The following is a 15,503-nucleotide window of genomic DNA, read 5'->3' as shown; positions in this document are numbered from 1 at the left end:
TTCAACATTTTAGAATATAAAAATAATTTTATATATTATTTTTTTGCCAAACTATTTTCAGAAGCCTACTACAACGGGGGTTAACGCTTTTTATACAAAAAGGGGCATTTGCAAAACGAAAGAAAAATCAGTAAAATAAATGACAGGAATTGTATTCTTTATTGATCCGTTCCACTAACGATAAAAAAAGAGTTTTTAACTAAACCGTTTCCACATATGGTAAGAATGTGATTCATTAAGCTATAAAAAAACTCCCTGACTGCATGAGCAGACAGAGAGTGATCCATTCTATTCAAGAAAATCCTTAAGTCGTTTGCTTCTACTTGGATGACGTAGCTTGCGAAGTGCTTTCGCTTCGATCTGGCGAATTCGCTCACGTGTAACTCCAAAGACGCGACCTACTTCTTCTAGGGTTCTTGTACGTCCATCATCAAGTCCGAAACGCAGTCTAAGAACATTTTCCTCTCGATCAGTCAGCGTATCTAGTACGTCTTCAAGCTGTTCCTTGAGTAGTTCATAAGCTGCAGCATCGGATGGTGCCAACGCATCTTGATCTTCAATAAAGTCCCCGAGGTGGGAATCGTCTTCTTCCCCAATAGGCGTTTCTAAAGATACTGGTTCTTGAGCTATCTTAAGAATTTCACGGACCTTTTCAGGAGACAGGTCCATTTCCTTACCAATTTCTTCAGGAGCTGGTTCACGGCCAAGATCCTGAAGAAGCTGGCGCTGCACACGAATCAATTTATTGATTGTTTCAACCATATGAACTGGAATACGAATCGTTCTAGCCTGGTCTGCAATGGCGCGAGTGATAGCTTGACGGATCCACCACGTGGCATAAGTACTAAATTTGTAACCTTTACGGTAATCAAATTTCTCAACGGCTTTAATGAGACCCATATTTCCTTCTTGAATTAAATCTAAGAAGAGCATACCTCGTCCTACGTATCTTTTCGCGATACTAACAACTAGTCGAAGGTTTGCTTCAGCGAGACGACGCTTTGCCTCTTCGTCACCTTCTTCAATACGTTGTGCTAGACTAATCTCTTCCTTCGCAGAAAGAAGATCTACTCGGCCAATCTCTTTAAGGTACATACGAACGGGATCATTTATTTTGACGCCCGGAGGAACACTTAAGTCATTAAGATCGAATTCTTCTTCCTTATTTACTTCTTGAGGCGAAGGGTTTTCAGTACTATCTTCGATGACTTCTACACCTTGTTCCTCTAGATATTCAAAGAATTCATCCATTTGATCGGAATCCTGTTCAAACGGGGACAACCGTTCTACGATCGTAGAGTAAGTAATTAAGCTTGTTTTCTTTCCAAGCTCTACTAACTGCTCTTTCACTTGATCGATGGTTAATTCACCTTCCGCCGGCTGGCGAGTTGGTTTTTCAGCCATTCGATCCCCTCCTTCCATACATCTCAACAATAAAAATAGTAAATTTCTTAAAATGATTTTTTTAAATTCTTCTTCATTTCAAGAATTTCCATAGCGATCTTAGCTGCCTGGACAAAGTCTTGCTTCATTTCCGCTTCTTTTTTCTCTTTTTCTCTCTCTTCTATCTTTATCCATTCTGGATAATTTAACACCTGCCGAATATAATCGTGAAGTTCTTTATCCGACACGTCTTCATTTAAATCCATCATGGCCAGTTCAGAAGCAATTTTGACAAGGTTAGGATCAGTAAGCTGCTCCATGAATTGACTAATGTCCGCTTCATGGCCGTTAGCATAAAAGCTATACAGATATGCAGCGATCGCACTATGCTCGTCAATATTAAACGAACCGCCAACCTCTTCCTGTACTTTTTCTGCAACATCCAGATCTCGCATCATATATGCAAGTAAGATTCGCTCTGAATTCTGGAAAGCAGGCAGGAGCTTTTTCTTCACATAGAAATTTTTCCTAGCATTATTATCCCTTTTAGGAGGAGCATTATCCTTACTTTTCTTGCCCTCTTTATAAAATTGGGTAACTTGCTGCTTTAGCGCATCGAGTGAAAGTGAGAATTCTTCCGATAGCTGTCTAAGATAATGGTCTCTTTCGACAGCGTTTGAAAGTCCGCTAATTTCTTTAAGTACTTCTTCGATGTAGCGGATTCGTTCTCCTTCATCCGATAGGTTTTTTCCTGATCGAAAAACTTCCATTTTAAAAGACATTACTGTTGACGCTGCCCCTATTACATCCTTTTCAAACCGTTCTGCACCGTATGTTCGGATATAGTCATCGGGATCAAGTCCGTTTGGCATTTTTGCGATTCTTACATAGCAACCAGCTTGGACTAATTCATCCGCTGCTCTTGTAGCAGCATTAATCCCCGCCTTATCTGAGTCATAACAAATCACCACTGATTCTGTCTGTCTTCGTAGAAGTTTAGCCTGATCTTTGGTTAATGCTGTCCCAAGACTCGCTACAACATTTTGTACCCCATTCCCGTACGCTGTAATCACATCCACGTAACCTTCTAAAAGGATAGCCTGATCTTTTAAGCGGATAGAAGAACGGGTAAGATGAAAACCATACAAAAACTTTCCTTTCTGAAACAATTTTGTTTCAGGGCTATTCAAGTATTTCGGTTCACCTTCTCCTAATATCCTACCTCCAAATGCGACCGGTCTTCCTTTTGGATCCCATATTGGGAACATAATACGATTACGAAAACGATCAAAATATTTCCCATCAAATTCCCTTTTTGCAAGAAGTCCGGCATTAGCAATTTTTTCTATAGGATAGTTTCTTTTCTCCAAATATCCCGTTGCATAATCCCACGAATCAGGGGCAAAGCCAAGTTGAAACTTCTCAATCATTTCATTTGTAAAGCCTCGCTTGCTCAGATAATCACGAGCTTTTTCGCCTTCTGACGTCTTCACCATGCAATGATTATAAAGCTTAGCTAGAAAATCATGAGCCTTATAGATGACCTCATTCTCAGATGTTTTCTTTGGATTACTATTTTGATTGTCTTGAACTTCAGGTAGTTCTATCCCTGATTTCTGCCCAAGTGCTTCAACAGCTTCTATGAAGTTGTATCCTTCTATTTCCATTAAAAATGAAAATGCATTACCACCAGCGCCACAACCAAAGCAATGATATATTTGCTTATCGGGAGCTACTGAAAATGAAGGAGTACTCTCCCCATGAAAAGGGCAAAGACCGAAGAAATTCCTTCCTTGTTTCTTCAGTTGGACATAATCACTAATCACATCAACGATATCTGTGGATTTGCGAATCGCTTCAATTTTCTCTTCCGGGATTCTGCCACTCATTAATTATCACCAACAGGTTCTATAATTTCGACAAATAGAAATAAACTCCTTCATAATTCGACAAAATTTTAATTAATTCTTTCCGAAACTCATCTCGATCTTCACTCGTAAACTTACGCGGACCTTTTGTATGCTTACCCGCTCTTCTACTTTTCGATGCTAAATAACGCGTATGTAGAAGCGTAGAAATGTTCTCTTCAGTGTATCTTTTTCCTCTTGGAGAAAGGACAAAAACACCCTTTGGAAGGAGTATACTTGCTAGTCCATAGTCTTGAGTTACAGCTAAATCACCTTTCTTAGCATGACGATGGATGTAGAGATCAGCTTCTTCCTTTTCAGAGTCTACCATAACCCACCTCGCTTCACGGAACGTCGTGCTCATATGAGCATACGATGCCACAAAAACGATTTCGGTTTCTGATAAAGCTTGCTGAAAAGACATCATTTCTTCCTTAATTAGAACAGGACATGCATCTGCATCGACAAAAAGCGTCAGTTTCTTTTTCGTCATAATTCTGTATTCTACATCTCCCTGAGTTATCCTTCTTTTGAAATTTATGTTTTAACTTTCAGAATTTTAGTTCAAGCCTCTATAGATTAAGAATCATTCTATTAAAAGCCTTCTTATATGATTATAGACAAATTTTATTGACAATATTTGATTATATACTAAAAATATTAAATTGAACAGGTAAAAACGATAAAAAAACGCCATCATCGTGACCAAATTCAATCCGATGATGGTGTGATTCTTTGATTTTTCAAGCTATATTCATAATAGGTCATCACAAGGTGACTTTTCAGCATAGCTGAAAGGCGAGATATCAACAATATTAGCTAACATAGCTTTCGCGGAAAATATAGAAGAAATCAATCATTCTATTCAAGCTTTTTTTAAGAAGTATGCTTCCCTTTATGTAAGCTAAGAATTAAATTAGCTGTTTCTTCTACAGCTCGATTAGAAACATCGATCACTTGACAATTCATCTTATTAATAATCGTATCAAAATATTCAAGCTCGTCTTTAATTCTCGTCATATTTGCATAGCTCGCTTCGGCATTTAATCCAAGAGCAATTAGTCTTTCTTTGCGTATATTGTTTAATTTCTCGGGGCTTATTTTAAGGGCATAGCATTTACCTTCACCAACAGTAAATAGTTCTTCAGGTGGGTCGACCTCAGGAACAATCGGCACATTAGCCACCTTCAACCTTTTATGAGCCAAGTATTGAGATAGAGGTGTTTTCGATGTTCTTGAAACTCCTACAAGAACAATGTCTGCCAGTGCGATTCCACGTGGGTCTCTCCCATCATCATATTTAACAGCAAACTCAATTGCTTCTACTCGACGAAAATAATCTTCATCAAGCTTATGTACGAGTCCAGGCTCATTGCGCGGAGCTTTACCAATAACTTCTTGCATATGATCAATCATTGGACCAATAATATCAACAGCCTGAATATTTTCTTTTGACGCGACATCAAGAAGGAATTTTCTCAATTCAGGCACCACTAGGGTAAACGCTACGATCGCTTTCGTTTCTTTTGCAAGTGTCATCACTTCATGTATTGTAGCCGTGTCCTCTACGTAGGGAACTCTTCTAACATCGAAATCGGTAGGGTCAAACTGACTTGCTGCCGCCTTTACGACAAGCTCTGCCGTTTCACCAACCGAGTCTGAAATAACATACACAATTGCACGATTTGTTGTATTTGTCATATAAACCTCCTAAGCTAAATAATTTCATCCTTAGCCAGATCTACAAGAGCTCTGGTAATATTTGTTTTCGTAATTCTCCCGATAACCTCAATGCCGTTCTCTACATCTTTTACAATCGGCAAGGCATCTATTTGCTTTTCGATTAGCTGATTTGCCACTTCAATTAAAAGATCTTCTCGTGAGCAAACAGTAATGTTAGGCATTCTTGTCATAATAATTGTTACTGGAATACTACCAAGATCTTGCTTACCGAGCGCAGCTCTTAATAGGTCTTTTCTTGATAAAACACCGACTAAATGAGCCATTTCATTTACAACAAACAACGTACCTACATCCTCAAGAAACATCGAGCAAATCGCATCATATACGCTTGCGTTCTCTTGGACAACTACTGGTATAGACTTATAATCGTCAACTTTAATTTTTCTTATTTTCTCAGTAAGAAGTTGTGAGCCTGTTTTCCCTGTATAAAAATACCCAACTCTTGGCCGTGCGTCAAGATAACCTGCCATTGTAAGGATAGCAAGATCAGGTCTAAGCGTTGCGCGAGTTAAACTAAGCTTTTCAGCAATATGCTCGCCTGTAATAGGTCCTTCGTTTTTTACGATCTGAAGGATTGTTTCCTGTCGATTATTCAGTTGGATAAGAATCACCACCTTTACTAAAAATGTTATACTGTATTTTCATTATTATATACGATTATACCATTTGAACGAAAGCATCAAGCCTGTATTTGAAAAAATCAAGCCATAAAAACTTTTTAAGTGATATTGTGAAGTAAATCAAAGCTATATGATGGAACATCGTTGATTTAGCTCTATTGAAAATAAAAAGCCTACGGATTCTCTCTCCGCAGACTTTTTACTCAAGTTTAAATTTGTCTAATTGATCCAAAAATCGTTTTGACTTTAGGTAAAGACCCGAATAAGCGTCAAAATACAAATTAAGAATGTGCCTAATCTCTTTTTTTGTTTCATCTTTAAGTGAAATATTTCCTAATCTTCCGAGATCAATGTGGGCAAACAGGTGAAGAAGCTCTGCCGTTCGTTTTGTCATTGGAAGATGATAAGGATCGACTGAAAGACAACGGTGACATAGCAATCCACCTTCATTAATTGAAAAGTGGAATTTCCCTTCAGGAAGTCCGCAGTTCGCACAACGATCCAGTTGAGGGGTTATTCCAGCAACACGTAGCATTTTCAATTCGAATATAAACACCACTACTTCAGGGTCTTTTTCTTCATCTAACGCGTGCAGCACCTGATAGAGCATCTCAAATAAATAGGGGTTAGGCTTTCGTTCCTCTGTTAATTTGTCAACAAGCTCTGCCGCATAAGCAGCATATGAGGTAAGAAAAAGATCATTGCGAATGGAACGAAATGAATCAATGATTTCTCCCTGATTCAGTCCCCCAAGACCGGATGTATGCTGGTAAAGATACTGACCATATACAAAAAGTTGAGAAACAGCAGAAAGACGGCTTTTAGGTTTTTTTGCGCCTCTTGCCATAACGCCAACCTTACCCGTCTCTCTTGTAAAAAGTGTTAGTATTTTATTTGTTTCACCATAGTCTACGGTTCGAATCACAATTCCTTCAACCTTTTTTAACAAGAACATTCACCAACCGTTTCCTGTTAACATTCCATAAGGTCAAGTGAGGCGAGTTACTTCTTCCAAATCGATAAGAGATTCTCCCTCTTCATCGCTCGGTGTTTCCATTTCCTTCAAAAGAAGATAAGTATCAATGTTTCCTGTTTCACAAAATATTTTCCAGGTAAACTCTAACACTTTAGATCCCACCTTTCATTTTGTAAAAAGTTTTTCTCTTACCTCTAGCTTGACCTGACATATGTCGGTTTATGTGATGGAATATTTAACAAAATTTCACTTAATAGTCATCTTCCCGGTAACCATAATCACGTAATGAGGATGGTTTGTTTCGCCAATCCTTTACTACCTTCACCCAAATCTCCATAAATACACGTGAACCAAGAAGGGCTTCAATATCTTGCCTTGCTCGCTTTCCTACTTCTTTTAGCATTTTCCCCTGTTTTCCGATGATAATGCCTTTTTGAGAAGAGCGTTCTACGACCACGGTGACATGAATATCAATGACATCAGAACCTTCACGTTTGACCATTTGTTCTGTGACAACTGTAACTGAGTGAGGAATTTCTTCTCTTGTCAAATGAAGAACTTTCTCCCTTACAAGCTCTGCCACAATAAATCGTTCAGGGTGATCGGTCACATGATCACTTGGGTAATATTGGGGCCCTTCTTCAAGATAGCCAACTACCTGCTCTAAAAGTGTATTCACATTATTTCCTTGCAAAGCAGAAATCGGAACGATTTCGGCAAATGAATATTTATCTTTATAAAAATTAATCATAGGGAACAATTGATCAGGGTGAACTTGATCAATTTTATTAATGACTAGGAAGACTGGACTTTCTACATTCTGCAAGCGATCAATAATATACTGATCCCCAGCTCCGTAACCTTCTTCAGCATTAATAACGAACAATATTAAATCGACTTCATTTAATGAACTTTGAGCCATTTTAATCATAAAGTCGCCTAGTTTATGTTTTGGCTTATGAATCCCTGGCGTATCGATAAAGACAACTTGTGCATCATCTCTTGTATAAACGCCTTGAACTTTGTTGCGCGTTGTTTGGGCTTTATCACTCATAATCGCAATTTTTTGGCCAATCACTTCGTTTAACAAAGTTGATTTTCCTACATTTGGTCTACCAACAATTGATACAAATCCTGACTTAAATACTTCTTTACTCATTCAAATCCTCCGGTGAAAATGCGCCAGGAAGCAAATCGCTGACGGTTAATTCATGTATTTTTCCATCTAAGTTTGTTAAGATAACTTGCATATCTGGAGAACAAAGTTCAGATATCACCTGTCTACACGCACCACAAGGTGGGACTGGCCTTTTAGTATCTGCAACTACTGCAATCGCTTTATATGCTTTATGACCTTCTGAGTAGGCTTTAAATAGGGCTGTACGCTCCGCACAGTTACACATGCTGTATGCAGCGTTCTCAATGTTACATCCACCAAATACTGTGTCATCTTCAGAAAGAAGAGCTGCACCTACTTTGAATTTTGAATAGGGAACGTAAGCCATTTCTCTTGCCTTTTTAGCTTCATCAATCAACATTTGCTTATCCATTACTATTCCTCCTTATGACTGAAACAAGTGAACAATCGGTTCGAAAAAGAGAAGGATACCGATTATAACTGAAATGACCGCAAAAAGAAAGACGCCAGCGGCTGAAACATCTTTTGCTGCTTTCGCTATAGGATGTTCTTTTTCGGTAATTAAGTCAATCGATCTCTCAATCCCTGTATTTAACGCTTCTAAGCTTAACATGATACCGATTACAGTTAATAATATGCTCATCTTTATCACAGATAGTTCAAGAATTAGCCCCGCTATCAGAACGAAACTACCTGCAATAAGATGAAATAGAAAATTTTGTTCATTTTTCACTAAATAACGAAAGCCTTGTGAAGCATATAGAAAGCTACGTAAAAACCGTAACAACCTCGACCGATTATCTCGAGAGGCCATATTGTTCTAACAGCACTTTTTGTTTTCCGAACATTTCTTTCTCATCTTCCTCGGTCATATGATCATAACCCAGTAAATGAAGAAAACCATGAACACTTAAAAAGCCAAGCTCCCGCTCAAAACTATGTCCATATTCAGTAGCCTGATCCTCTATTTTTGGAACGGAAATAACAATTTCTCCGAGTAAATGCGGTAGTTCTTCACCAATAATAAGCGGTTCTTCTCCCTCTTCCTCATCATCAAGTGCGAAGGAAATGACATCTGTCGGTTGATCTTTCCCACGATATTCGCGATTGATCTCGGTAATACGTTCATTATCCACAAACATAACCGACACTTCACTTCCCGGTCTAACCTCTTCTTCCTTTGCAGCATGGTTTAATAAATTCTCGAGCATCTCAAGCTGCTCTTTTTTAATTGAGTTCGTCTCATCAACAAAGTCTATCGTTAAATTCATGAAGTCACCTTCTTTTTTAATTCTGTTGGATATTCAATTCGACTATGAAAAATACCATTTAACGTTTCTAATATTGTTTTTGCAACAATGTCGAGCTCTCTGAGAGATAAATCACATTCGTCAAACTGTCCATCTTCAAGTCTTTCAGTAATAATTTTTCTTACGAGCGATTCAATGGTATCAGGGTTTGGTTTGTTCATCGACCTCACTGCCGCTTCGATACAGTCTGCAATCCCAACTACAGCGGCTTCCTTCGTTTGAGCTCTTGGTCCAGGATAGCGGAATTCAGCTTCAGACACCTGCTGATCAGATTGTTCACTTGCTTTGTAATAAAAGAACTTCAGCAGTGTCGTTCCGTGATGTTGTTCAGCTATATCCACAATTTCTTTTGGCAATCGATGCTTCCTAAGCATCTCCGCCCCGTCAGTGGCATGAGAAACGATAATTGTTTTACTTAAATATGGAGAAATTTTATCATGGGGATTTTCCATATTCATTTGATTTTCGATGAAGAAGTGGGGGCGTTTTGTTTTACCAATGTCGTGGTAATATGCTCCCACCCTTGCTAGTAAACCGTTGGCTCCAATCGATTCACATGCTGCCTCCGATAAGTTAGCAACCATTACACTATGGTGATACGTTCCCGGTGTTTCAACAAGAATTTTTCTCAGAAGTGGATGATTTGGATTAGATAATTCGATTAATCTTGTAGTCGAGATGATCCTAAAACCTGCTTCAAAGAAAGGCATAAGTCCCAGTGTTAACATAGATGAAAGAAAACCTGATACGAAAGCAAACAAGAAATGGTAGCTTAATTCGATTCCACTGTATTGTCCGTTCTTTAACATTAATAATATAGCCACTGAAACGATGTTTATTAAGGATACTAGTAATCCTGCTTTCAATATGTTGGATCGATGATTTCTTTTACCGAGGAAAAAGACTCCTGATAATGAACTCATTAATACATAGAAAGCAAGTGACGCATTCATTGGTCCCGTTATTTCTCCGTTGAAAAACACGCCAGCACACACTCCAAAGAGGAAGCTTGATGCAATGGCTAATTGTTCATTAAAGAGCATTTTGATAAGCATAGACCCTACCGCTACAGGAACAATATAAGCAATACCCGGCAATTCAATTCCCTGCATCAAGCTCGATAGTTTCAGAACAAGCAGTGTGCTGAGATAAATGAGAACGAGAATCAATAAATTTGTATTAGCTGAGCGGACTCTTGAATTTACATCCTGAAAGAAGTAATACAAATAACCAGTAAGAAGGACAACTAGCAATGCAAGGCCGATATAAGGAACTGCATCAAACCCCTCATCAAGAAGACCAGCTAGTCTTAATTGCTCCATCACTTCTCTGTTAATCATCGCTCCTTCTTCAACGATAATTTGGCCTTCACGAATCATAACCGGCTGAACTGCTTCTATTGCTTCTTGACGACTTTGTTCGGTTTGTTCTGGATCTAGAAAATAATTAGGCACAATACTCTGCTGTGCTACTGTTATCATTGCTTTTTTCTGCTCAGTAGGTAGAGAAGTAAGGGATAACCGATCTTCCACATCCGTTTTAGATTGCTCTAAATTATCAATAGACACTCTATCAGTCATGACTTCCATTACTTCAGATAGTGTCAGCTCTTTAATTAAGCTAATTTGAGACAATTCCGCTTCAAGAAGCGGGACGAGAGTTTCGTTTGAAAGTTCTGCTGACATCGACACAGATAGTAAAGATTCAAGCTCTGTTATTTTCTCTTCTGTCGTTTCAGCGTCATCACTATCATTTTTTTTAACCTTTTCAATACCTGAAAACAAATCATTTAATTGATCGACCTGTGACTGAGAAACTTCATCTCTGTAAACATATTTCGCGTCGATTTGAGCTGCTTTCGATCGTTCATCTTCTGTAGCTGTTTTATTTTCGATCGTAATAGGCGAAGCTATATCATGATCTGCTCTTGAATAAAGAGAAACGTCCAATGATTCAGGAATGACATTTGAAAGCATCGTTAAATACATGATGAGAGCAACCAGGCCATAAAGAGACCATTTCACTATTTTTATTCGTTCAATATTACGGAGATTATCCTGAAACAGACGTTTAATCTTCACAACCATAGCTTTCTTCACCTCATAAGTTCTGGCCTCTACTACTCTTCTTCATATTTTATCAGAATTCCCTAATAAATGGAGCGGAATCTCCCAATAAGTTAAACTGATTGGAAGCAGTTCAACTTGATAAAACATAAAAGATAAAGGTATCGTGTTGAATTCTTAAAGGCTAAAAAAAGACCCGTTTTTCACGGGCCTTTGAAAGCTTATTTCGTTTCATGCTCGTATGCGTCAATGATTCGTTGAACTAATGGGTGCCGGACCACATCCGTTTGCTGTAAGTAAATAAATGAAACGTCTTTTACTCTCTTAAGGATTTTTTCGGCAGCAGCAAGGCCTGATTCTTTACCTTTCGGAAGGTCAATTTGCGTTATATCTCCAGTGATGACCATTTTAGAACCAAATCCTAATCGTGTTAAGAACATTTTCATTTGCTGAGAGGTTGTATTTTGTGCTTCATCTAAGATAACGTAGCTATCATCAAGCGTCCGACCTCTCATATAGGCAAGTGGAGCAATTTCGATCGTACCACGTTCAATTAATCGCGTCGTTTGTTCTACACCAAGTACATCATGAAGCGCATCGTACAATGGGCGTAAGTATGGGTCCACCTTTTCCTTCAGATCCCCTGGTAAAAACCCAAGACTCTCTCCAGCTTCAACCGCTGGGCGAGTTAGCACAATTTTCTTCACCTGATTATACTTGAGAGCTGTGACCGCCATTACAACGGCAAGATACGTCTTACCAGTTCCAGCTGGACCAATCCCAAATACCAGATCGGTTTTCTTCATAGCCGACACATAATGACGCTGTCCCAGCGTCTTAACTTTAATCGGTTTCCCTTTAGCGTTCGTTGTGATTTCTTCTTGGTAAAGTTCAAGAAGCTGATCTAGCATTCCCTGTTGAACAAGTTGACAAGCATAAACGACATCTCTCCCTGAGATACTTGCTCCGCGTTTTATAAGGGTATGAAGCGTGTGAACAACTTCCTTTACCATGGCGATGGTTTCTTCATTACCTTTTACGGATATGCCTTCTCCACGAGTAACAAGTGAAACTTCAAGTGATTCCTCAATTATCTTTAAATGCTCATCGCCAGGACCAAATAAGCTTTGAGCTTCATTAGAATTTTCTAACTGCAATGTAAGATCAACATAAGATTCTGCCAATAGCCATCAATCTCCTTGAATAATCGGTATGTCTTTCCCGATCTCTTCTATTACTTCATAGTGTATCTTTACGTTTACTTTACCATTCTCTACCTCATGGTGCAAAATCTTTTCCTCTTTAATTTCAGCTTCTTCGGAGGTTTTATTTAGGATGTCCTCCCGACTAACACTACGCGCCGCATTCAGTGCTTCTTTTTCTGTGTATTTTCTTGTCACTTCCTTTGTTGCCAGCACCTTTGTCGTTTGAAAAGCTATCGGGATTTCCCACTTCAAAAAATGAAAGTCAGTCTCTCTTTTGAGCTCTTCGTAGTGTTCAAAACCTGGTTTAGAGAAGCCCCATATTGGGATGCGTAAGCCAAACAATCCAATCGCGTATTTCGTTTCTGATTCTCCTGTATTTGTTTGAAAAGTAGATTCAAGTGGAATGGAAACATCAGTTACATACCACGTCTTTCCATAAACTTCGCCTCTTGCAGGAACAAGTTCACCCTTATCTTCTTTTCCAATAAAGCCTGAAATAAGCAATTGACCCGGTTTGACATATGTGTTTTCCTCTACCTGCGCCTGACCTTCCTCAACATACATTTTTGTAATGATCGCTTTCTTATTCGCAACGATATGCCTCGGACTTAGCGCAGGTTCTTTTTCAGGAAGCTGTTTTTGCACAACTTCGAAATGATAGGTAGTCCCGCTTTGCTTAACACCAACCCACGTAATTTCTTCTAAACTCTCTGTAATCTCGCGCTGAATCTCTTGATTAGAAGGCAATTGAAAGATAAATTTACCCTTCTTTACTCCTAGCTCGACTGCTGCCTGCTTTAGTTTATGCTCCACTTCAGGTGTAGCACCGTTTACTGTAATAGACCAAACCATGTTCGATAAAATGAATATCAATACTAAACATCCAATTACTCCACTGAGAAAGCCTCTAGAATATATGATCCTTTTAATTACAAATGGAAAACCTTTTCTTTCATGAATTCGAATTCTACACCTTGTCCTCTTTAAGTGCGGCCTAATTCTCTTTACATCAGAAGTATAGAGCGAAAGAATAATAGTATCTTTATCCAGACGAACGATATCCCAAATTGGTATGTTGTACTCAATACAACGATTAATAAAAAGTTCTGAATAAGAACCCACTACTTTAATTCGAACAAATCCTGAAAAAAGTTCTCGTAAGTATTCCTTCATAGCAGCCTCCTGTATAGTCAGCCTGAGGATATCATAAGGCTTCTCATCAGTTATTAGGTCGATCAAGGTAAGAAACATGTTCAATTTTACCCTCAAGAAGTATCTCTTCTGGAAGAATTGTCTTAAGCATAAAATCTTTTCCTTTAATCAACAATTGGCCATTCTTAAGAAGGAGGCGAACTTCTTCATTAGAGAATTTTAAAACACCTTGATGATTCTCTATGTAGATATGCAGCTGTCCTACCATGGTTATTCGTGGTAAATCCATGACTGCATCTGCAGGAAGCTCTAATCTTCGGGTTAACCAGCTTTTTAGACCATGCTTCCACTTTGCCATGGATGCTCCCCCCTCTCCCTTCATCTTTATGAAAAGAATCGCAAAACTATCCCACTTACATTTGATTAAAATCCTGTTCTCATCTCATGCAAACTTAAAATGAATGATCGCGTTCCAACAAAAAAAGACGCCACCCGGCGTCTTTTGAACATTTTATTTCTTCATCTGTTTCATGCTTATCATCGAGGGATGCGGTTTTCTTGAGCGCGGCGGCCCAAGGATTTCCGACCAAATTATACCATCCCTTACATTCTTCTTATTTATCGAAAGATGCTTATCATTCTTATAAGAAGTTTGCTTCACATTCTTTTGAACTTTAATATCGTTCTCTAAATATCGATTCTCCCGCTTCGCCATCCGTCCTAGAGCTTCTTGATAAGCACTGACAGTCTCAGATTGAGGAGTTTCCTCTTCCCCTATCCCATTAGACTCTGAACGGCCTGAGGCGGTATTTCCCTGCTCTCTCCGACTTTGTGACTGCTGGCGATTGTTAGCAGCGGGTTTCGATTTCTGTTTTTCTTCCTCACTGCCCATTCGCTTAAGGAAACTAATAATTCCCCCGATAGCGACCAACACAAAAACAAAATTATTTAGTAGCAGTTCAATCAGATTATCCAACAAGATCACCTCCACCACAGGACTTAGCAAACAGTTTAGCGATCATCCTCATCTTCTTCCTGATTCGGTTTCCCGATCATGTCACGCATATCTGTATCTGCTTCAATGTTCTTTAAATTCATATAGTCCATTACTCCAATATTACCAGCTCTTAGGGCTTCAGCCATTGCCATCGGTACCTCAGCCTCTGCTTCAACAACTTTAGCACGCATTTCCTCTACGCGAGCGCGCATTTCTTGCTCTTGGGCAACAGCCATCGCACGACGCTCTTCAGCTTTCGCTTGTGCAATATTTTTATCTGCTTCAGCTTGATCCGTTTGTAGAACCGCACCGATGTTTTTACCGATATCAATGTCTGCAATATCGATCGAGAGAATCTCAAATGCTGTACCTGCATCTAATCCTTTGGAAAGAACCGTATGAGAAATCATGTCTGGGTTCTCAAGTACCTTCTTATGATTTCCAGAAGAACCAATTGTACTAACAATACCTTCGCCTACTCGAGCAATAACAGTATCTTCACCAGCTCCACCTACAAGGCGGTCAATGTTAGCACGCACTGTAATTCTTGCTTTTGCTTTTACTTCAATTCCATCCATCGCAACACCTGCGATAAAAGGAGTTTCAATCACTTTCGGGTTAACACTCATTTGCACAGCTTCTAATACATCTCTACCCGCAAGATCAATCGCCGCGCCTCGTTCAAAGCTCAGTTCTATATTCGCGCGGTGCGCTGCAATTAACGCGTTAACAACACGGTCAACGTTACCACCAGCAAGATAGTGGCTTTCTAATTGATTTGTACTTAACTCAAGTCCCGCTTTTACAGCTTTAATTAACGGATTAATAACGCGCGATGGGATAACTCGACGTAATCTCATCCCCACAAGGTTAAAAATACTAACTCGCACACCAGCTGCTAATGCTGAAATCCACAACATAACAGGTACAAACGTGAAAAGAATCGCTAAACCAATAATAACTAACCCTACTATAACTAATAAACCCAACGTTCCAGTATCCATAA

17 protein-coding genes are annotated in these 15,503 nt (G+C 39.0%); all 17 read right to left on the bottom strand.

What is annotated here, in order from left to right:
- Positions 1-288 precede the first annotated feature (288 nt).
- Positions 289-1,404 carry an RNA polymerase sigma factor RpoD gene (gene rpoD / locus Q4550_RS04080; protein WP_194219522.1) on the bottom strand — a complete coding sequence of 372 codons (1,116 nt, stop codon included), beginning with the start codon at positions 1,402-1,404 and terminating at the stop codon, positions 289-291.
- Positions 1,405-1,451: 47 nt separating this feature from the next.
- Entirely contained in the window at positions 1,452-3,272 is a 1,821-nt protein-coding gene (dnaG, locus tag Q4550_RS04075) for a DNA primase (RefSeq protein WP_303530564.1), read from the bottom strand.
- Between the two features lie 19 nt (positions 3,273-3,291).
- Positions 3,292-3,783 carry a YaiI/YqxD family protein gene (locus Q4550_RS04070; protein ID WP_194219520.1) on the bottom strand — a complete coding sequence of 164 codons (492 nt, stop codon included), beginning with the start codon at positions 3,781-3,783 and terminating at the stop codon, positions 3,292-3,294.
- Between the two features lie 383 nt (positions 3,784-4,166).
- Positions 4,167-4,991, bottom strand: coding sequence for a pyruvate, water dikinase regulatory protein (locus Q4550_RS04065; protein ID WP_194219519.1), 825 nt, complete (start codon positions 4,989-4,991; stop codon positions 4,167-4,169).
- A 14-nt stretch (positions 4,992-5,005) separates the two neighbouring features.
- The gene (ccpN, locus tag Q4550_RS04060; RefSeq protein ID WP_276511807.1) at positions 5,006-5,647 is read right to left on the bottom strand and encodes a transcriptional regulator CcpN; all 642 of its coding nucleotides are present in this window, start codon (positions 5,645-5,647) and stop codon (positions 5,006-5,008) included.
- 205 nt (positions 5,648-5,852) lie between these two features.
- A complete protein-coding gene (gene recO / locus Q4550_RS04055) occupies positions 5,853-6,602 on the bottom strand; it encodes a DNA repair protein RecO (RefSeq protein ID WP_303530562.1) in 750 nt (249 codons plus the stop codon).
- Positions 6,603-6,641: 39 nt separating this feature from the next.
- A complete protein-coding gene (locus Q4550_RS04050) occupies positions 6,642-6,779 on the bottom strand; it encodes a YqzL family protein (protein ID WP_194219518.1) in 138 nt (45 codons plus the stop codon).
- A gap of 100 nt (positions 6,780-6,879) precedes the next feature.
- Complete coding sequence (gene era, locus Q4550_RS04045) at positions 6,880-7,788, bottom strand: GTPase Era (protein WP_194219517.1); 909 nt, start codon at positions 7,786-7,788, stop codon at positions 6,880-6,882.
- Positions 7,781-8,179 (bottom strand): cytidine deaminase, encoded by a 399-nt coding sequence (locus Q4550_RS04040; protein ID WP_303530560.1) that lies wholly within the window; start codon positions 8,177-8,179, stop codon positions 7,781-7,783. Before Q4550_RS04040 ends, era begins: the two co-directional genes overlap by 8 nt.
- Positions 8,180-8,191: 12 nt before the next feature.
- Positions 8,192-8,581: a diacylglycerol kinase family protein gene (locus Q4550_RS04035; protein WP_303530559.1), complete on the bottom strand. Its 390-nt coding sequence runs from the start codon at positions 8,579-8,581 to the stop codon at positions 8,192-8,194.
- Positions 8,565-9,038: an rRNA maturation RNase YbeY gene (gene ybeY / locus Q4550_RS04030; protein ID WP_303530558.1), complete on the bottom strand. Its 474-nt coding sequence runs from the start codon at positions 9,036-9,038 to the stop codon at positions 8,565-8,567. Before ybeY ends, Q4550_RS04035 begins: the two co-directional genes overlap by 17 nt.
- Positions 9,035-11,164 carry an HD family phosphohydrolase gene (locus tag Q4550_RS04025; protein WP_303530557.1) on the bottom strand — a complete coding sequence of 710 codons (2,130 nt, stop codon included), beginning with the start codon at positions 11,162-11,164 and terminating at the stop codon, positions 9,035-9,037. The genes ybeY and Q4550_RS04025 overlap by 4 nt, the downstream gene beginning before the upstream one ends.
- A gap of 200 nt (positions 11,165-11,364) precedes the next feature.
- Positions 11,365-12,327, bottom strand: coding sequence for a PhoH family protein (locus Q4550_RS04020; RefSeq protein WP_194219513.1), 963 nt, complete (start codon positions 12,325-12,327; stop codon positions 11,365-11,367).
- A gap of 6 nt (positions 12,328-12,333) precedes the next feature.
- Positions 12,334-13,521 (bottom strand): sporulation protein YqfD, encoded by a 1,188-nt coding sequence (gene yqfD, locus Q4550_RS04015; protein WP_303530556.1) that lies wholly within the window; start codon positions 13,519-13,521, stop codon positions 12,334-12,336.
- Positions 13,522-13,567: 46 nt separating this feature from the next.
- Positions 13,568-13,858, bottom strand: coding sequence for a sporulation protein YqfC (yqfC, locus tag Q4550_RS04010; protein WP_194219511.1), 291 nt, complete (start codon positions 13,856-13,858; stop codon positions 13,568-13,570).
- A gap of 153 nt (positions 13,859-14,011) precedes the next feature.
- Positions 14,012-14,476: a hypothetical protein gene (locus Q4550_RS04005; RefSeq protein ID WP_303530555.1), complete on the bottom strand. Its 465-nt coding sequence runs from the start codon at positions 14,474-14,476 to the stop codon at positions 14,012-14,014.
- Between the two features lie 35 nt (positions 14,477-14,511).
- Positions 14,512-15,501 carry a flotillin-like protein FloA gene (gene floA / locus Q4550_RS04000; RefSeq protein WP_194219509.1) on the bottom strand — a complete coding sequence of 330 codons (990 nt, stop codon included), beginning with the start codon at positions 15,499-15,501 and terminating at the stop codon, positions 14,512-14,514.
- Positions 15,502-15,503 lie beyond the last annotated feature (2 nt).

Source organism: Anaerobacillus sp. 1_MG-2023, assembly GCF_030547345.1.
GTDB lineage: Bacteria > Bacillota > Bacilli > Bacillales > Guptibacillaceae > Guptibacillus > Guptibacillus hwajinpoensis_B.
This window is presented reverse-complemented; position numbering and strand designations above follow the sequence as displayed.

What these genes read in the sequence shown, in the direction of transcription:
- rpoD (WP_194219522.1), bottom strand. Translation starts at nt 1,404, where the DNA reads ATGGCTGAAAAACCAACTCGCCAGCCGGCGGAAGGTGAATTAACCATC.
- dnaG (WP_303530564.1), bottom strand. Translation starts at nt 3,272, where the DNA reads ATGAGTGGCAGAATCCCGGAAGAGAAAATTGAAGCGATTCGCAAATCC.
- Q4550_RS04070 (WP_194219520.1), bottom strand. Translation starts at nt 3,783, where the DNA reads ATGACGAAAAAGAAACTGACGCTTTTTGTCGATGCAGATGCATGTCCT.
- Q4550_RS04065 (WP_194219519.1), bottom strand. Translation starts at nt 4,991, where the DNA reads ATGACAAATACAACAAATCGTGCAATTGTGTATGTTATTTCAGACTCG.
- era (WP_194219517.1), bottom strand. Translation starts at nt 7,788, where the DNA reads ATGAGTAAAGAAGTATTTAAGTCAGGATTTGTATCAATTGTTGGTAGA.
- Q4550_RS04040 (WP_303530560.1), bottom strand. Translation starts at nt 8,179, where the DNA reads ATGGATAAGCAAATGTTGATTGATGAAGCTAAAAAGGCAAGAGAAATG.
- Q4550_RS04035 (WP_303530559.1), bottom strand. Translation starts at nt 8,581, where the DNA reads ATGGCCTCTCGAGATAATCGGTCGAGGTTGTTACGGTTTTTACGTAGC.
- ybeY (WP_303530558.1), bottom strand. Translation starts at nt 9,038, where the DNA reads ATGAATTTAACGATAGACTTTGTTGATGAGACGAACTCAATTAAAAAA.
- Q4550_RS04025 (WP_303530557.1), bottom strand. Translation starts at nt 11,164, where the DNA reads ATGGTTGTGAAGATTAAACGTCTGTTTCAGGATAATCTCCGTAATATT.
- yqfD (WP_303530556.1), bottom strand. Translation starts at nt 13,521, where the DNA reads ATGAAGGAATACTTACGAGAACTTTTTTCAGGATTTGTTCGAATTAAA.
- yqfC (WP_194219511.1), bottom strand. Translation starts at nt 13,858, where the DNA reads ATGGCAAAGTGGAAGCATGGTCTAAAAAGCTGGTTAACCCGAAGATTA.
- floA (WP_194219509.1), bottom strand. Translation starts at nt 15,501, where the DNA reads ATGGATACTGGAACGTTGGGTTTATTAGTTATAGTAGGGTTAGTTATT.